The sequence below is a fragment of the Streptomyces sp. NPDC110618 genome (genome assembly GCF_055657065.1).
The window spans coordinates 21,317-38,350 of the sequence record NZ_JBVKBN010000032.1 but is presented as its reverse complement, the minus strand read 5'-3'; the positions used below and the strand labels follow the sequence as shown (position 1 = coordinate 38,350).

The window sequence follows — 17,034 nt, the reverse complement described above, 5'->3', positions numbered from 1 at the left end:
CCGGTCCGTCGGCGGGAGGCGGTTCTCGTACGGTTCGGGTCCCGCTAGCTCGTCTCGGCGGGTACCGCCTCGGCCGCGACCGGCGCTTCCTGGTCCGCCGGGGTGGTGCGGGGCGGGAGCAGGTCCAGCACCGCCTGGCGGTGGGCGTCGGAGGTGGCGTCGTCGTAGGGGTCCGGGGTGGCCGGGACCTGGAGGCGCAGGACCGGACCGGAGCCCAGGCGGGCGTAGCCGCGGCCGGGGGGCACCTGGGCGAGCGGGGTGGTCTGCGGGGGAGCGCCCAGGAACGCCGTGAGCTGGTCGGCGGTCGCGGGGCCGAGGACGGCACGCGCGCGTGTGTGCTGACGTACCGCGTCGCTCAGCAGGTCGGCGGTGTCGAACTGGTCGGCCACGACGACCGTGACATTGGCGGCGCGGCCGTGGCGCAGCGGGACCTGGAGCAGGGACTGGGGGTCCTTGTGGCCGTCGGTCGCGGCCAGGTGGGCGAAGGCCGTCGGGCGGTCCAGCAGGATCCACAGCGGGCGCCTGGTGTCCTCCGGCGGCGGATGCCCCGCCTGCCGGGCGCGGTTGGCGGCGATCAGCCGTCGTTCCGTCTCGTGCGCGGCCCACTCCAGGCTGGCCAGCGCCCCGGCCAGCGCGCACTCCACGGCCAGCACGCCGTCGCGGCCGATCAGACAGGCGTACTCGCCGGTGCCGCCGCCCTCGACGATGACGACGTCCCCGTGCTGGAGCGCCTGGAGGGCGATCGAGCGGAGCAATGTGGACGTGCCGGTGCCGGGCTGGCCGAGGACCAGCAGGTGCGGCTCGGTGGAGCGGATGCCGGTGCGCCAGACGACCGGCGGCATGTCGCGCTGCTCCTCGCCGTGGGTGAGGGGAAGCGTGCGCTGGACCTCACCCGGGTCGGTGAAGCCGAGCACGGTCTCGCCCGGTGCCGTGACGAACCGCTGGGCGGCGATGTCCGTGGGCAGCGGGGGAAGGGCCGAGACGGAGAGCTGGTTGCCCTCCTCGTCCCAGGTGAAGCGGTACTCGCGGCCGCGCCCCGACTTCGCGGTGAGCAGGTGCTCGATCCGTGCGCGGGCCTCGGGCTCGCCGTCGGTGAAGTAGGCGGGGTAGCGGACCGTCAGGCTCGTGACCCGCCCCGAGGAGTCGAACTCGTACGCCGGGAAGGCACTCTCCCAGGCACCGCCGTGGGAGTACATGGGGGCCGGGTCCTCGGCCGTGGAGAAGTACGGCACCAGCGCCTCGTACAGCGACTTCAGGCGCTCCGTCTGTGATTCGTCCGGTCCCTCGGGGGCCTGCGGGGCGCGTTCCCGGCCGTGCCAGGCCGCCGCCGCCATCAGGGTGATGGCGGCGAGCAGCGGGCCGTACGGGACGAGCACCACCACGAGGATCACCGAGGCCGCCAGGAACAGCAGGGGTCCGCGTTTGTCCTTCGGGGTGTCGGACCATTTGTGCCGCCCGGCCGAGGCCAGCCGACGCAACCCGCGGCTGATGGTGATCAGCGGATGCAGGACGTCGGTGGCGCTGTCGGCCGCCGTGCGGGCCAGCTCCCGGCTCCGGGCGATCTGGGCGCTGCCTGTGCTCAGGATGCGAGGGAGGGGGCGGCGGGCCACTGCTGTCTCCTGTTGGTGCGTACGGACGGGAGGGTCGGGCTCAGAACTTGATGCCGCCGAGCAGGCTCGCCAGGCTCTCGCCGCCGGCCTTGATGCTCGGCGCGATGGCCGTACTGGCCAGGTAGAAGCCGAACAGGGATGCGACGAGTGCGTGCGACGCCTTGAGCCCGTCCTTCTTGAAGAACAGGAAGACGATGATGCCGAGCAGGACCACGCCTGAGATGGAGAGGATCATTTGGGATCTCCTGGTTCGCGGGGACAGTCACCATGAGTACTTCCAGGCTCACAGGATGTATCCATACGATAAAAGGTGCAAACGGATGAAATTCGGCGGATTTCCCCCGCTCGGTGGAGCTGTCGCGGTCCGGATGAGCTGCGCTCTTGCGTCCGACCGGGTTCGTGGTGATCTTTACCTCGGGCACATCGGGTCATGTGCCGCGCGAGCCAGTACCCTGGCGATTCACCTGAACGGTTGTATGGAGAGGCGGTCCGGCGATGAGTGAAGCCCCCGACCCCGAGGTCGTGGAGCTGGCGACCAAGATCTTCGATCTGGCCCGGCAGGGGCGGACCGAGGCGCTGGTGGCGTACCTCGACGCGGGCGTCCCGGCCAACCTCACCAATGACCGGGGCGACTCCCTGGTGATGCTCGCCGCCTACCACGGCCACGCCGACGCGGTGCGCGCGCTCCTCGCGCGCGGCGCCGAGGCGGACCGGATCAACGACCGGGGCCAAACCCCGCTCGCCGGGGCCGTGTTCAAGGGTGAGACGGAAGTGATCAAGGTGCTCCTGGAAGGCGGAGCCGATCCTTCCGCCGGGACGCCGTCGGCGGTCGACACCGCCCGGATGTTCGCCAGAACAGAACTGCTCGAACTGTTCGGCGCGCAGTGATCCGTATGGTCTGACCAGCAACGACACAGAAAACGGGGGAGGCGGTAAGGGGCCGCCGAAATATCGGTCGCGGCAGGTGGAAGTGCCGAGTCATCATGGCGTCGTGATTCACGGACGCGATGGCTGGGCAGGTGTTGCCGCACCGCGCGGACCGTGATGCGGTCCGCATGGGCCACCGACGAGAGGCAGAGGAAAATGGTCTACAGCAAGCAGGAAACGGCGGGCGCCCCGACGTGTTGTCACGCGGCCAGGTAGAGCACGTTCCCGGTTGCGTCGACGCTTGATGTGAGGCTGTTTCCCATGTTCGATCCGGTCATAGCGCCCAGCGGCACGCTGCTCGGCCTGCTCCAGCGGGGCCGCGGCGACGGCACGCTGCACGCGCTCACCGCACCGCGGGCCGAAGCGCTCGCGGCCCTCAACCACTGCGTGCTCAACGACCCCCGCCACGACTGGCAGGTGGAGAACCGCTCCCTCTACTACGCCCGGCTCTACCTCGACCTCAACGGCGAGCTGGACGAGATCGAGGCCCATCTCCTCGGCGTCGAGGACGTCTACGACACCGAGGAGTCACGCACGGGCCTGGCCCTGGCCGTCCTCGGCCACCTGGCGTCCTACGGCAGGCGCGACGCGCTCGCCCTGTTGCGCAGGTACGCCGCCACCGGCTCGAACTGGGCCTGGGCCCTGGACGAGCTCGCGCTGCGCGACGACGACGCGGGCCTGCGCGCCCTCGCGGCGCCGGTACTGGCCCGCTTCTCCACCGACCCCGAGGGCGAGGCCGCCCTGGCCGCCGCCGTACGCGACGCCTTTGAGCCACGCCCATGGCGGCTGTGGGCCGAGGATCCGCGCGAATCGATCGCCACGCGTGTGCGTGCCGCCCAGGAGGCCGGCTGTTTCGACCGCTGGCAGCGGCAGATGCGCCCCTCCGGGCCCCGCCCCGGCTGGAGCGTGCGCGCCGTCTTCGAATGGGCCCAGCAGGGCGTCGACCGAGGCGCCGCGCTCCATGTGCCCGCCGCACGGTGCCTCGCCGCCGTCGCGGGCCCGGAGGACCGGCCCGAGATCGTGCGGGCCGCCAAGGACGGCACCGAGGGTGCCCGCTGTACCGCCCTGCGCTATCTCGCCGACAGCGACGACCCCGACGCCCTCGACCTGATCGAGGCCGCCGTCTCCGACGGGCCGCGCCCCGTCGTGGACGCCGCCGTCGACGCCTTCGAACGAATGAGCGGCGCCGCCGTCGACCGGGCCCGCGGCTGGGTCCACCGCCCCGATCCGCTGGGCGCCGCCGCCGGACGCGTACTCGCCTGCCGCGGCGGAGCCCAGGACAAGGACCTGGTCCTCGCGGCACTGCGCGAGGCCGTACGGGGCGAGGGCCCCGACGCACCGACCCTGTGGACGCTCGTCGACGGCACCGGTCGGCTCGGCATCGCCTGCGCCGCCCCCGTCCTGCGCCACATCTACCGCGAGACCGCCTCCTCCCACCTGCGCGGCCGCACCGCCCGCGCCCTGGCCGCCACCGATCCCTCCTTCCGCTCCGGCTTCGCCGTCGAATGCCTCTGGGACTGCGAGGAGACCACCCGCGAGATCGCCGCACGGCACGCCGAGACCGGTGACAACCGCGTCGTGGAACGCCTGCGCAGGCTCGCCGCCGACCCGGCCGAGGAGGCCGAGGTACAGACCGCCGTACGCAGCCGGATCGGGCCGGACACGCCTGCCGGGTGAAACGCGCCCCACGCGGGTCAGGCCGTCCTGAGGCCTGACCCGCGTGTTGTTCATTGCCGTTGTGTCGCTATGAACCGGACCGGCGTCCCCGGTACCGCCTGCGCCGCTGCCGGAAGGTCCTCGGGGCGGACCACCGCGATCACCGGGTAGCCCCCCGTCGTCGGATGGTCCGCCAGGAACACCACCGGCCTGCCGTCGGGCGGGACCTGGACCGCGCCCAGCACCATGCCCTCGCTGGGGAGTTCGCCGGACACCGACCGCTCCAGGGCGGGCCCCCGGGTGCGCAGGCCGATGCGGTTGCTCGCGGGGGAGACCTGGTACGCGCGGGAGGTGAAGGTCCGTACGGCCTCCGGTGTGAACCAGTCGTCACGGGGGCCGAGAGTGACGCGGAGGAGCAGTTCCGAGGGCGGGGACGGCTGCGGAGCCACGTCCACGCGCGCGTGGAGATTCATCGGGGCGCCCAGGGGGAGCACCGTGCCGTCCGTCAGCGGTGCGGGGCCGAGGCCGGAGAGCAGGTCCGTGGAGCGGCTGCCGAGCACCGGGTCCACGACGATGCCGCCCGCGAAGGCGACATAGCTGCGCAGGCCGAGAGCGGCCGGGCCGACGTCCAGTACCGCTCCGGCGGGCACCTGCACCGGGGCGCTCCACGGCGCCGGGCGGCCGTCCACGGTGACCGCGCAGGGGGCGCCCGTGACGGCGGCGGTGACCGCCGAACGCGGACGCACGGCGACGCCGTTGAGCGTGGTCTCCAGTACCGCCGCCTCGGGCGGATTGCCCACCAGCCGGTTCGCCAGCGCCGCCCCGGGGGCGTCCAGGGCACCGGAGCGGGGCACCCCGAGGTGGGCGTGACCCGGACGGCCGGTGTCCTGGACCGTGGTCAGGGCACCCGCGCGTACGACGGCCAGAGCGCGGTCGGTCATGCGGGCCTCGCGGCGGATACCGGCGCGGCCACGGGAACGAACCGCACGCGCGTGCCCGGCGTCAGCAACGCGGCCGGTACGCGCGCGTGGTCCCACAGAACCGCGTCCGTGGTGCCGACGATCTGCCAGCCGCCCGGGGACGAGCGCGGGTAGACGCCCGTGTACGGCCCGGCGAGCGCCACCGAACCGGCGGGGACCGCGGTACGCGGTGTGGCCCGGCGGGGCACTTCGTAGCGCGGGGGCAGCCCCGTCAGATAGCCGAAGCCGGGTGCGAAGCCGCAGAAGGCGACCGTGAACTCGGTGTCCGCGTGGATACGGGCGACCTCCTCGGTGTCGACACCCCAGTGCGCGGCGACGTCCGCCAGGTCCGGGCCGTCGTAGCGGACGGGGAGTTCGACGACCTCGCCCGCGCGTGGGGGCGCGGCCGGGGTCCCGGCGGCGGTCAGTTCCGACGCCAGCCGGGCCGGGTCGGCCACTCCGTCGAGGAGGACCGTACGCGCGGCCGGGACGATCTCGCGGACGGACAACGAGCCCTCCGCGCGGCGGCGCAGCAACTCCGCGTGGAGCGCCTGGGCCTGCTCGCCCGAGGACACCTCGACGAGCAGGGCGTCGCCGCCGACGCGCAGCGCCCTCATGCGAACGCCTCCACCCGGACGCCCGCGCGCACGAGGCGTTCGCGGATCCGGCGGGCCAGATCCACCGCGCCGGGCGTGTCGCCGTGCAGGCACAGGGAGCGGGCCCGTACCCGGATGTGCGCCCCGCCGTGGGCGTCGACCTCGCCGAAGCGGGCCATGCGCACCGAGCGGGCCACGACGGCGTCCGGGTCGGTGACCACGGCGCCCTCACGTCCGCGCGGCACGAGCGTGCCCTCCTCGGTGTAGGCGCGGTCCGCGAACGCCTCCGTCACGGTCGGCAGCCCCGCCTTCTCGGCCAGCTCCAGCAACCGGGAGCCGGGTAGCCCGAGCACCGGCAGCGAGGCGTCGGCGAGGAGCACTCCGTCGACGACCGCGCCCGCCTGCTCCTCGTCGTGCACGACCCGGTTGTAGAGCGCGCCGTGCGGTTTGACGTAGGACACGCGCGTGCCCGCCGCGCGGGCGAAGACCTCCAACGCGCCGATCTGGTAGGCGATCTCGGCCGTCAGCTCCGCGGACGGCACGTCCATAGCGCGCCGCCCGAACCCCGCGAGGTCCCGGTAGGAGACCTGGGCGCCGATCCGGACCCCGCGCTCGGCCGCCAGCTCGCACACCCGCCGCATGGTGGCGGCGTCCCCGGCGTGGAACCCGCAGGCCACGTTGGCGCTGGTGACGACGGACAGCAGCCGTTCGTCGTCGGTCAGCCGCCAGCGGCCGAAGCCCTCGCCGAGGTCGGCGTTCAGATCGATCGCGGTCATGGGTCTCCTGTTCTCAGATGCTCAGCACGTGGTTCCGGGTGCCGTTCATGCCAGCTCCCTCCCGCGCGTCTCCGGCAGCCCCAGCAGCGCCAGCGCGGCCAGGCCGTAACCGATCGCGCCGAAGACCAGCGCACCGCCGACACCCCAGCTGTCGGCCAGGAAGCCGACCGTGGTCGGGAAGACGGCGCCCACCGCGCGGCCGGTGTTGTACGTGAAGCCCTGCCCGGTGCCGCGCACCGCCGTCGGGTACAGCTCGCTCAGGTACGAACCGAAGCCCGCGAAGATCGCCGACATGCAGAACCCGAGCGGGAAACCCAGGACGAGCAGCAGGGTGTTGGCGCCGCTCGGGATGTTCGCGTACGCCAGGACGCAGACCGCCGACAGCAGCGCGAACAGCCAGATGTTGCGCCGCCTGCCGAGCCGGTCGGTGAGGTAACCGCCGGTCAGATAGCCGAGGAAGGCGCCCGAGATCAGAAAGGTGAGGTAGCCGCCCGTGCCGACGACCGAGAGGTCGCGCTCGGTCTTGAGGTACGTCGGCACCCATGTCGCCAGCGTGTAGTAACCGCCTTGGACCCCGGTGGAGAGCAGCACGGCGAAGACCGTGGTGCGCAGCAGGCCCGGCGATCCCGCCCGGCCCGGCTTGAAGATCGCGGCGAACGAGCCCTTCCGGGCACTGTGTTCGCGTACGGCGACCGCCTGGGGCGCGTCGTGCACCCGGCGGCGCATCCACACCACGAGCAGGGCGGGCAGGGCGCCGGTCCAGAACATCACGCGCCAGGCCAGGTCGTCGTCGAGCAACGAGAACACCAGCGTGTACATGATCGCGGCGAGGGCCCAGCCGACGGCCCAGGAGCTCTGGATCGCGCCGAGGGTACGGCCGCGGTGCCTGGCGCTCGCGTACTCGGCGACCAGGATCGCGCCGACCGCCCACTCGCCGCCGAAGCCCAGGCCCTGCAGGGCGCGGAATACCAGCAGGGTCTCGTAGTTGGGGGCGAAGCCGCAGGCCACGGTGAAGACCGCGTACGTGACGACGGTGATCATCAGGGCCTTGACCCGGCCGATCCGGTCCGCGACGACTCCGGCCAGGGCGCCGCCGACCGCCGAGACCACCAGGGTGACCGTGGTGAACAGACCGGTCTGGCCGCTGTCCAGGCCGAAGTACGCGGCCAGCGCCACCATGCTCAACGGCAGCGTGAAGTAGTCGTAGGAGTCCAGGGCATAGCCGCCGAAGGCGCCGGCGAAGGCGCGGCGGCCGCGCGGCCCCAGGGCGTGCAGCCAGGCGAGGGCGCCGTCGTCGGGGGAGGGCGCGGGGGCTGTGGCGGTCGGGGCGGCGTTCGTTTCGGCCGGGGTCGTGCTCATGGGCACCTCGCAGAGGGAGGACGAAGGGTGCGGGGACTGAGCCGTGCCGTGCGCAAGTGAACCTGCCGTGCGGGAGGGCGGCGCCGCGCGGTGAGGGAAGCGGGCGCCGTCCGTAGCAAGGTAGAGGATTGTTGAACGATCCCTCAATACCCACGTTGTTTCGTTCTTGTGTCTGCGGTTGAATTCCGGGCATGGCAGAGCAGCTCTCGGATCTGGCCGGCGACCGCGCGCTCCTGGGGCGTACCAGTACCGCCGAGCGGGTCTCCGACATCCTCAGGACCCGGATCTCCGAGGGGTACTTCCCGCCCGGCACCCGTCTGTCGGAGGACAGCATCGGCGGGGCACTCGGGGTCTCCCGCAACACGCTGCGCGAGGCGTTCCGGCTGCTCACGCACGAACGTCTGCTCGTCCACGAGCTGAACCGGGGCGTTTTCGTCCGGGTCCTGACCGTCGAGGACGTCGAGGACATCTACCGCACCCGCCGGCTCGTCGAGTGCGCCGTCGTACGCGGGCTCGGCCAACCTCCGTACGAGCTGGGCGCCCTGGAGGAGGCCGTCGCGGGCGGGCAGCGGGCGGCGCGCGAAGGTGACTGGAACGGAGTGGGTACGGCCAACATCCACTTCCACCGGGAACTGGTGGCCCTCGCGGGCAGCGACCGTACCGACGAACTGATGCGCAGCGTCTTCGCGGAACTGCGGCTGGCCTTCCATGTCGTGGACGATCCGCAGCAGCTCCACGAGCCCTACCTCAGCCGCAACCAGGAGATTCTCAAGGCGCTCGGCGCCGGCGACCGGGGCGCGGCGGAGCGGCTGCTCGCGGTGTATCTGGAGGACTCGCTGCGGCGGATGGTGGAGGTGTACCGGCGGAGGGTCGGGGAGGACGGGGGCCTCTGACGGCGGCGGCGGGTCGGCGGGGACCGGAGCCTCCGAGGGTGATGACGGGTCGGCGGGGACCGGAGCCTCCGAGGGTGATGGCGGGTCGGCGGGGACCGGAGCCTCCGAGGGCGATGGCGGGTCGGGGCAGACCGGAGCCTTCGTGATGGCGAGGGCTGTCGCGTCCCGGTGACGACCGGGGCTTCTGAGTCGTTTGGGTCGATGTCAGACCTAGCACCTAGTCTGTGCACCGTGACTTCGCCTGCATCGACGGACAGCGTTCCGCCCCAGCTCAGCGCGGGGCCGCGCCCCGCGCCGGGCCCGGCCGCCGACGAGGGTCTGGCGCGGCGCCTGCGCGCGCTCGCCTGCACCGCCCCCCTGCACGACCTCGACGCGCGCAAGGCGAACCTCGCCGGTGAGTACTCGGTCTACGGCATGGCGGAGGTGGCGCTCGCCGCCATCGACCTGGTCACCCTGAACATGGACTTCGACACCGGCGCCGACCACGACCAGATAGTGGCCAGGCTCATCCCGCGCATCGCCGCCCAGGCCCCGCAGCGCCCCGTCGCCGAGCACGAGCGCGTGGCGCGCTGGGTGCTGGAGAACCTGATCAACGTCGGCAGCGTCGACCGCGGATTCCGCGCGGTATACGGCACTTTCACCGCCGATGGCACTTATGTCCGGCGCGACTACGACTTCAAGCTGATCGAAGAGGTCCCCGGCCCGGGCGGCACGGTGTATCTGCGGACCACGGACGAGGCCGTGAACGTCCTCGTCGGCGCCCTCGACACCGACGTGACCAGCGCCCAGATCGCCGCCGAGGTCAAGCTGGAGGTGCTGATCAGCCGGGGCCGTCTCGCCGACGCCCAGCTCGCCGCCGAGCAGGCCCGCTACCGGACCGTGCAGTACTCGGAGACCCTGCGCAGGGCCCTGGACGCGACCCGGCGCAACGTCCGGGCGGTGGACTGGCTCCAAGCCGTGCCCGACATGATCGCCGAAGCGCTGGACCACGTCGCCGACCGCTACCGCCACGAGAACGCGATCCTCACCAACATCCGCAAGGCCCGCGACGAGTCCGAGGACCCCGAGCACAAGCGCCGCGCCGCCGAGCTCGTCGACATCGTCAAGGACTGCATCCGGCGCCACACCCAGCTGCAGTCCCGTCTGCTGGAGGCCGGACCGCTGTTCCGCGCGGAGCAGGACCGGCAGGCCTTCGCCGCCCCCACGACGACCTCGGGGATCGACCTCTACGGCCAGCTCGTCGCGCCCCTGCTGCCGATGCCGGTCGAACAGGCGGTCCGCGTCACCGACGCGTTCTTCGCGCACGGGACCGGTCTGCGCACGCCCGTGGCGGTACGCGTGGCCGACCTGGTCGACATACTGCTGACGCCACCGGTGGAGCGGGAGCACCTGGGCGCGGAGATGCCCGAGCCGGACCTCATCGCCACCCCGGACGACAGCCGGTTCTCGGAGGAACAGCTCGCCGCGGCCATGGAACTGCTGGACCTCCCGGCGGACGCGCCGCGCCGTCTGTCCGGACTGCTCGCCGAGGCCCGCCGCTGCGACCCCGACCTGCCCTATCTGGTCGCCCTGCTGGCCGTGCACGCCGCCAGCCCGGCCGTCGGCACCGCCTACCGGCAGGGCGAGGAGAGGCTGTTGTTCGCCGTGGACGACGGCACCGAACTCGACGACCCGGAGTTCGGCGGGGCGGACCTGATCGTCGGTACGGCCCTGCTGGACGCGGCCGGAATGGCGGCGGACCGGACGGAAGCAGCATGACCCGCACGACAGCACAGCAAGGAGACCGACCGTGACCGAGCACGTCGAGTGGAGCGAGCCGGAGGCCGCAGCCCCCTCCGCCGGTGCCGCCGTCACGCCCGCCGACGCCGCCGACGCGGCCCGCCTGGTGTCCTTCGGCCTCCAGCCGAAGCTCCAGCCCGCGCGGGACCAGGAGTACACCGAACTGCTCCGGCGCTACCGCGACGACCCGCCCTTCGCCCGGCTCGCGGACGCCGTCGCCACAGGGCTCGGCCTGGTCGTCCTGGAGGTGTCTCCGCGCGCGGGGATGGCGGTGACCGCCGCCGAGGACTCGGTGTTCGCCGTCCGCATGGGCGACTACGCCCGGCGCACCTCCGCCGACGGCGGCGACCGGTTCCTGCACGGCCTCGCCCATCTCGCCGTCGCCGCCATGGCCTTCCCGCGGCCCGAGGACCTCGCCGACGACGGCTACATCGGCCGTGTCTCCGTCAACGGCGTCGACGCCTTCGTACGCCAGGCGTGCCGGCGCCTGGAGGAGCGGGCCGAGCAGCAGGGCGAGAACACCGACCCGGCCACCGACGCGCCCGGTCTGGAGGCCGCCTGGCGGATCTGGGCCAGACGCACCGCCACCGGCGCCACCAAGGACGCCCGCCGCCTCGCCGGGTCCACCACCGGCATCGTCGGCAAGGCCGTCGCCTTCCTCACCGACTCCGGGTTCCTCCAGCGGACCGGCGACGACAACGGCGGCACGTACCGCACGACCGCCCGTTACCAGCTCCAGGTCCGTGACATGGCGGGCAGCGCCGCCATGGCAGAGCTGCTGGAACTGGGCGTCGTCCCGGTCACCGACGGCTCGGCGACCCTGCTGCCGCCGGACGAGGCCGACGACCTGGACCTGGTGGCCGACGCCGGGCTGCCGTTCCACTCCGCCTGAACACCCCCCCACCTGCCGAAGACTTACGAGAGTCCGCCATGTACGAGCTGTCCCGGGTCCGCCTCTACTCCATCGGGCCCGCCGGTGCGCGTTACGCCGACACCGTGCTTGACCTGCGCGGCGTGGGCGAGCCCGTGCCCGACCCCGCGCCCACGCAGGCGGAGTTCTTCGAGGAGGAGCCCGTCGGCCCGCCGCGCCGCCCCGCGCCCGCGGGCGTGCTGTTCCTGGAGAACGGCGGCGGCAAGTCCGTCCTGCTCAAGCTGATCTTCTCGGTGATGCTCCCCGGCCACCGCAACACCCTCGGCGGCGCCAGCTCCGGCGTGCTGCGCAAGTTCCTGCTCGCCGACGACTGCGGCCATGTCGCCCTGGAATGGCAGCACACGCTGACGGGCGAGTGCGTGGTGGTCGGCAAGGTCAGCGAGTGGCGCGGCCGGCAGGTCTCCAACGACCCGCGCAAGTTCGCCGAGGCCTGGTACTCCTTCCGGCCCGGCCCCGGCCTCTCCCTGGACAGCCTGCCGGTCGCCGAGTCCACCGCCGTACGGCCGCCCGCCGAGGGCACCTCGGGCGCGCAGGGGCGGCGGCGCACCATGAAGGGCTTCCGGGACGCGCTCACCGAGGCGGGCAAGGCGTATCCGCACCTGGAGGTGCACTGGGAGGAGATCCACGACCGGTGGATCGAGCACCTCGGCGACCTCGGCCTTGACCCGGAACTCTTCCGCTATCAGCGCGAGATGAACGCCGACGAGGGCGAGGCGGCCGGTCTCTTCGCGGTGAAGAAGGACTCCGACTTCACCGATCTGCTGCTGCGCGCGGTGACCGACACCCGGGACACCGACGGCCTCGCCGACCTGGTCAGCGGTTTCGGCAACAAGCTCGGCCGACGCGCCGAACTGATCGCCGAGCGCGACTTCACGGCCGGTTCCGTCGACCTGCTCGGCCGGATCGTGGAGGCCGCCGAGACGCGCTCCCGCGCGCGTGACATCCACGCCGGGGCCGAGCGCCGCACCCGGACCCTGGCCCGGCGGCTGTCCGCTCGCGGCGTCCAGGAGCGGGTACGAGCCGCCGACCTCGCCCAGCGGGTCACCGCCGCCGCGTACGCCGTCACGCACGCCGAGGCCGCCCGCGAGCGCAGCGCGCTCGTCGCCGCCGAACTCGCCTACCGGCACGCCTCGCTGGCGCTCGCCGCGGCGGAGAAGTCCGCGGCCGCGCAGAAGCGCGAGCTGGCCGACGCCCGCACCCTGCACTCGGCGTGGCAGGCCGCCGAGGCCGTACTGCGCCATCGCGCCGCCGCCGACCGGGTCACGCGCGTGGCCGCCGCCATCCAGGAGGCCGAGCGCGACGCGGCCCCCGCCCTCGCCGCCCGCGCGAAGGCCGCCGTCGATCTCGTCCGCGCGCTGCACGCGGCCGCGGAGAGCGCCGAGGCCCTCGCCAACGAGGGCGAGGAGCGCTCGGCCGCCCTCCAGGAAGTCAGCGAATCCGCCTACCGCGACTCCACCTCCGCCGCCACCGAGGCCCAGCGCGCCCGCAGCGAGATCGGCCACCTCAAGCAGCGGCTCGCCGAGGTCGAGCAGGAGACGGCCGAGGCCGTCCGCGCGGGCTGGCTGGACGACAGCGCGCCCGACGCCGACCCGGCCCGCGCGGCGCTCGCCGCCAGCGACGCCGAGAAGAGCGCCGTCGCCGCCTGGGACACCGCGCGGGAGGCCGCGCGGCGCGCCTCGGAGCACGCGCGCGAGGCTGCCGCCGCCGAGTCCCGCGCGGAGCTGACCGCGGCCCGCGCCTCCGACGCGGCCACGGCGGCGGAGCGGTCCTTTGAGGCCGAACGGCGCCTCGCGGAGGCCCTGGCGGCCGAGGAAAGGCTGGCGGAACTGCTCAGCCTCACCGGCTCCGGCCGGACGACCGTCCCGCAGCCCCGGCACGAAGAGCGCGGCGCGCTGAGCGCCGAGGAACTCGACCGGTTCGCCGACGAGCTGCGCGAACTCCTCGACGACGCCGTCTCCTCCGCCGAACGGCAGCTCTTCGACCTGCGCACCGCCGCCGCCGACGACTCCCGCATCCTCGGCGCCCTCGGCGACGGGGGACTGCTGCCGCCGGGACCGGACGTCCTGGCCACCGTGGAGTTCCTCGGCGAGCACGGCATCCCCGCACTGCCCGGCTGGCGCTACCTCGCCCAAGCGGTCGACCCCGCCGACCACGCGCGCGTGCTGGCCGCCCGGCCCGAACTCGTCGACGGCGTGATCATCACCGACCCCGACACCCACGTCCGCGCCCGTGAGGCGCTCAGCGAGGCGGCCCTGCTGCCCCGCTCCGCCGTGGCCGTCGGCACCGCCGCCGCCCTCCTCGCGCCGACCCCGGGAACGGACGCGCTGAGCGGCGACGTCTTCCTCGTACCGCCGAACCCGGCGATGCACGACGAGCACGCCGCCGACGAGGAACGGCAGGCACTGCGCGCCCGCGCCACCGAGCGGGACGAGGAGATCCGCACCCTCGCCGCCCGGCTCGGCAAGGACCGCGAACTGGCCGCCCGGCTCGCCTCCTGGCGCACCGGCTGCCCGGCCGGACGGCTCGTGGAGCTGGCCGAGGCAGCCCGCGAGGCGCGCGCGTTCGCCGAGGAGGCCGAGGCCGAGCTGGCCGAGGCCCGCACCGTGCGCGCGGAGGCCGACGAAGCCGCCGCCGAAGCGGCCCAGGTCCGCGACGAGCGGCAGGAGGCCGCGCAGAGGGCCCGGCGCGCCGCCGACGCCCTCGCCGGGCTCGCCTTCCGGCTGCGCGAGCGGGCGGGCTGGCAGGCCAAGCTGCGCGAACTCGCCGACGAGGCCACCGAGTCCGAGGCCCGCGCACAGGCCTGCCTGGAACGGGCCCGCGCCGCCGACGAGGACCGGCGCGCCGCCCAGCGCGCCGCCGACGACGCCCGCCGCACGGCCCGCGCCCTGCGCGCCGAGCGCTCCGAGATCGCCGGCGCCCCCGACGACGTACCGGACACTGACACGGACGCCCCGACGGCGTCGCTGCCCGCGCTCCGCGAGGCGTATCGCGCCGCCTCGCAGGTCTACGAGAAGGTCGGCGTGGGCGCCGACCTGCGGGCCGAACAGGCGCGCGCGGAGAGCGACGAGAGCGCGGCACGCGCGGAGCTGGACCGGCTCAGCAACAAGGTCCGCACCCGCGCCGAGCAACTGCTGCAGTCGCCCGACGGCTCCGACGGTCCGTCCCGACAGGCGGCCGTCGCCCGCGCCGAGGAGCTGGTGCAGCTCCTGGAGACACGCATGTCGAGCGCCAGCGAACAGCTCGGCCGGCTGCGCGGCGAGGCCGAACGGCTCGCACCCGAGGACGGCGAGGCGCACACCGGGCTGTCCGAGGAGCTCCAGCCGCGCGACGCCGACCACGCCCAGGCCCTTCTGCGCACCGCCACCGCCGAACTCGCCTCACGCACCGAGGCATTGGCCCAGGCCCGCGAGGCGCACGCCGAGCTGCTGGCCGCCCACCGCGCCGCCGAGGACGCGGCCGCGGGCTTCGAGGAGATCGCCGCGATGCTCCGCGACCTGCTGCGCGAGCACGCCCCGGAGGAGGACCACGAGGAGCCCGAGCCGTACCCCGGCACGCTGGAGGAGGCCCGGCACTCCGCCGCCGAGGCCCGCCGCTCCCTGCGCGGCTGCGCCGCCGACCTCTCTGCCGCCGAGTCCGCCGTCCGCGACGCGAGCGACGTGCTGGTGCGGCACGCCAACTCCACCCGCTACGAACAGGTACGCACTCCCGCACGCCAGCAGATCCGGGAACTGCCCGCCGCCGCGCTGCCCGAGCACGCGCAGAAGTGGGCCGATGCCTTCGCACCCCGCCTGCGCGTCCTCACCGACGAGCTGGACCAGCTGGAGCGCAACCGCGACTCCATCGTGGACCGGCTGCGCGGCCTGGTGGAGTCCGCGCTGGCGACGCTCCGGTCCGCGCAGCGGCTGTCCCGGCTGCCCGAGGGCCTCGGCGAGTGGTCGGGGCAGGAGTTCCTGCGCATCCGGTTCGAGGAACCGGACCAGGCCACCCTCACCGAACGGCTCGGCGAGGTCATCGACGAGGCCACCCGTGCCGCGGTGAAGAAGAACTCCGACCTGCGCCGGGACGGCATGTCCCTGCTGCTGCGCGGAGTCGCCGCCGCGCTCCAGCCGAAGGGCGTCGCCGTCGAGATCCTCAAGCCGGACGCCGTCCTGCGCGCCGAGCGCGTGCCTGTCGGACAGATGGGCGATGTGTTCTCCGGCGGTCAGCTCCTGACCGCGGCGATCGCGCTGTACTGCACGATGGCCGCCCTGCGCTCCAACGACCGGGGCCGGGACAAGCACCGGCACGCGGGCACGCTCTTCCTGGACAACCCCATCGGCCGCGCCAACGCCACCTACCTGCTGGAGCTCCAGCGAGCCGTCTCCGACGCCCTCGGTGTGCAACTGCTGTACACCACGGGCCTGTTCGACACCACCGCGCTCGCCGAGTTCCCGCTGGTCATCCGGCTGCGCAATGACGCGGACCTCAGGGCGGGCCTGAAGTACATCAGCGTCGAGGAGCATCTCCGCCCCGGCCTGCCCCAGCAGGCCCAGGGGGACGAGGCGGTGCACAGCGAGATCACGGCGACCCGGATGTTCAAGCGGCCCCAGCCCTGACCGTCTCCAGGGAGGGACGCGCGACCCCTCCCGGCAGACGCTGTCAGGGGTGCGACAGCTGCCCGGCGCCGCCCCGCCTGCGTATCCGCTCGTGGGCGCGCTGGGCCGCGCGCTCCTGGCGGCGGGCCCGGCGCCGCTCGCGGCGCAGCGCGCGTGCGGTGCTGGCCGGGGTCGAGACCACGCCGTTGCGCTGCTTCCACACCTGGCGGGTCACCCAGACGTCCAGCGCCGCCCAGGTGGCGACCACCGTGCTCGCCACACCGCTCAGCACCATGGGGAACGCCAGCCACGATCCGGCCAGGGTGCACAGGAAGGCCACCATCGCCTGGATCAGCGTCACCGCGATGATCAGGACCGCACGCACCGCCGCGGTCCGCACCGGATCGGGCATGCGGTGCCGCTTCGCGGGCTCCTCGACCCACAGCGGGCGGTACGCCACCCGCTCCGGAACCTCCTCGAACTCCTCTTCCTCAACAGCCTCGTCGGTCACGGGCGCCGCCTTCTCCTCGACGGCCCTGAATGATTCGCTCCGGACCGCCGGAATGTCGCGATCCGACGCCCGAGGGCTCTCACGCACCGTCGAGCGCGCCGCCGCTCCACCGTCGTCGGGCGCCTCGCGCCGCTCCGCCGTGCCCATCACCGTGTCACTCCCCACCGCCAGCAGACCGCTCGCTCCCGTGTCCGAAGACCCGGCTTCCCTGTGGCTGCCCGGCTTGCGCTGATTTACGCCGCCCGGTTGCGAGACGCGGCTCCTGTGGCCGATTCCGCCCCCGTTTCCTGATGAGTAGGACGAACGACACGCCCCGAAGATTCCCAACGAAGGAAAAATTCCGGCCAATTGGCGCGACCGTTGAACAGAGCTTGTTCGGCCGGTCGGCACTCGAAATCCGGGAGGCAATCTCCCCCAATGACCCGACAACTCCCCATCTCTCGCCCCCGGTGCGGAAGTTCAG

13 protein-coding genes are annotated in these 17,034 nt (G+C 73.5%); 6 read left to right on the top strand and 7 right to left on the bottom strand.

Annotation, left to right across the window (positions count from 1 at the left end):
- Positions 1-44: 44 nt before the first annotated feature.
- Positions 45-1,610 (bottom strand): hypothetical protein, encoded by a 1,566-nt coding sequence (locus ACZ7L7_RS34780; protein WP_453604222.1) that lies wholly within the window; start codon positions 1,608-1,610, stop codon positions 45-47.
- 40 nt (positions 1,611-1,650) lie between these two features.
- Positions 1,651-1,845 (bottom strand): hypothetical protein, encoded by a 195-nt coding sequence (locus ACZ7L7_RS34775; RefSeq protein WP_093718891.1) that lies wholly within the window; start codon positions 1,843-1,845, stop codon positions 1,651-1,653.
- A 260-nt stretch (positions 1,846-2,105) separates the two neighbouring features.
- Between ACZ7L7_RS34775 and ACZ7L7_RS34770 the strand changes: the two genes are divergently transcribed.
- Both ACZ7L7_RS34770 and ACZ7L7_RS34765 read left to right on the top strand, forming a co-directional pair.
- Complete coding sequence (locus ACZ7L7_RS34770; RefSeq protein ID WP_285511335.1) at positions 2,106-2,498, top strand: ankyrin repeat domain-containing protein; 393 nt, start codon at positions 2,106-2,108, stop codon at positions 2,496-2,498.
- 300 nt (positions 2,499-2,798) lie between these two features.
- Complete coding sequence (locus ACZ7L7_RS34765; RefSeq protein WP_285511334.1) at positions 2,799-4,214, top strand: HEAT repeat domain-containing protein; 1,416 nt, start codon at positions 2,799-2,801, stop codon at positions 4,212-4,214.
- A gap of 50 nt (positions 4,215-4,264) precedes the next feature.
- Here the strand turns inward: ACZ7L7_RS34765 and ACZ7L7_RS34760 are convergent, their stop codons facing one another.
- The 4 genes from ACZ7L7_RS34760 to ACZ7L7_RS34745 are packed head-to-tail and all read right to left on the bottom strand — an operon-like array spanning position 4,265 to position 7,883.
- Positions 4,265-5,134 (bottom strand): 5-oxoprolinase subunit C family protein, encoded by an 870-nt coding sequence (locus tag ACZ7L7_RS34760; protein WP_471429948.1) that lies wholly within the window; start codon positions 5,132-5,134, stop codon positions 4,265-4,267.
- Entirely contained in the window at positions 5,131-5,769 is a 639-nt protein-coding gene (locus ACZ7L7_RS34755) for a 5-oxoprolinase subunit B family protein (protein WP_285511332.1), read from the bottom strand. Before ACZ7L7_RS34755 ends, ACZ7L7_RS34760 begins: the two co-directional genes overlap by 4 nt.
- A complete protein-coding gene (locus ACZ7L7_RS34750) occupies positions 5,766-6,524 on the bottom strand; it encodes a LamB/YcsF family protein (protein WP_285511331.1) in 759 nt (252 codons plus the stop codon). The genes ACZ7L7_RS34755 and ACZ7L7_RS34750 overlap by 4 nt, the downstream gene beginning before the upstream one ends.
- A gap of 45 nt (positions 6,525-6,569) precedes the next feature.
- Entirely contained in the window at positions 6,570-7,883 is a 1,314-nt protein-coding gene (locus tag ACZ7L7_RS34745; RefSeq protein ID WP_453604226.1) for an MFS transporter, read from the bottom strand.
- Positions 7,884-8,074: 191 nt separating this feature from the next.
- On the opposite strand from ACZ7L7_RS34745, the gene ACZ7L7_RS34740 reads away from it, so the two are divergent.
- The 4 genes from ACZ7L7_RS34740 to ACZ7L7_RS34725 all read left to right on the top strand — a co-directional run bounded on the left by ACZ7L7_RS34740 (position 8,075) and on the right by ACZ7L7_RS34725 (position 16,081).
- Positions 8,075-8,776, top strand: a complete 702-nt coding sequence (locus ACZ7L7_RS34740) for a GntR family transcriptional regulator (RefSeq protein ID WP_285511329.1) — start codon at positions 8,075-8,077, stop codon at positions 8,774-8,776.
- 231 nt (positions 8,777-9,007) lie between these two features.
- Positions 9,008-10,534, top strand: a complete 1,527-nt coding sequence (locus tag ACZ7L7_RS34735) for a hypothetical protein (protein WP_285511328.1) — start codon at positions 9,008-9,010, stop codon at positions 10,532-10,534.
- 31 nt (positions 10,535-10,565) lie between these two features.
- Positions 10,566-11,447 (top strand): hypothetical protein, encoded by an 882-nt coding sequence (locus ACZ7L7_RS34730; protein ID WP_285511327.1) that lies wholly within the window; start codon positions 10,566-10,568, stop codon positions 11,445-11,447.
- 38 nt (positions 11,448-11,485) lie between these two features.
- The gene (locus ACZ7L7_RS34725) at positions 11,486-16,081 is read left to right on the top strand and encodes a hypothetical protein (protein ID WP_453604230.1); all 4,596 of its coding nucleotides are present in this window, start codon (positions 11,486-11,488) and stop codon (positions 16,079-16,081) included.
- Positions 16,082-16,124: 43 nt separating this feature from the next.
- Here the strand turns inward: ACZ7L7_RS34725 and ACZ7L7_RS34720 are convergent, their stop codons facing one another.
- Positions 16,125-16,718, bottom strand: a complete 594-nt coding sequence (locus tag ACZ7L7_RS34720; RefSeq protein ID WP_285511325.1) for a hypothetical protein — start codon at positions 16,716-16,718, stop codon at positions 16,125-16,127.
- Positions 16,719-17,034 lie beyond the last annotated feature (316 nt).

Coding starts and splice junctions, on each gene's coding strand:
- ACZ7L7_RS34720 (WP_285511325.1), bottom strand. CDS start 16,718: ATGGGCACGGCGGAGCGGCGCGAGGCGCCCGACGACGGTGGAGCGGCG.
- ACZ7L7_RS34770 (WP_285511335.1), top strand. CDS start 2,106: ATGAGTGAAGCCCCCGACCCCGAGGTCGTGGAGCTGGCGACCAAGATC.
- ACZ7L7_RS34745 (WP_453604226.1), bottom strand. CDS start 7,883: ATGAGCACGACCCCGGCCGAAACGAACGCCGCCCCGACCGCCACAGCC.
- ACZ7L7_RS34760 (WP_471429948.1), bottom strand. CDS start 5,134: ATGACCGACCGCGCTCTGGCCGTCGTACGCGCGGGTGCCCTGACCACG.
- ACZ7L7_RS34750 (WP_285511331.1), bottom strand. CDS start 6,524: ATGACCGCGATCGATCTGAACGCCGACCTCGGCGAGGGCTTCGGCCGC.
- ACZ7L7_RS34755 (WP_285511332.1), bottom strand. CDS start 5,769: ATGAGGGCGCTGCGCGTCGGCGGCGACGCCCTGCTCGTCGAGGTGTCC.
- ACZ7L7_RS34725 (WP_453604230.1), top strand. CDS start 11,486: ATGTACGAGCTGTCCCGGGTCCGCCTCTACTCCATCGGGCCCGCCGGT.
- ACZ7L7_RS34740 (WP_285511329.1), top strand. CDS start 8,075: ATGGCAGAGCAGCTCTCGGATCTGGCCGGCGACCGCGCGCTCCTGGGG.
- ACZ7L7_RS34765 (WP_285511334.1), top strand. CDS start 2,799: ATGTTCGATCCGGTCATAGCGCCCAGCGGCACGCTGCTCGGCCTGCTC.
- ACZ7L7_RS34775 (WP_093718891.1), bottom strand. CDS start 1,845: ATGATCCTCTCCATCTCAGGCGTGGTCCTGCTCGGCATCATCGTCTTC.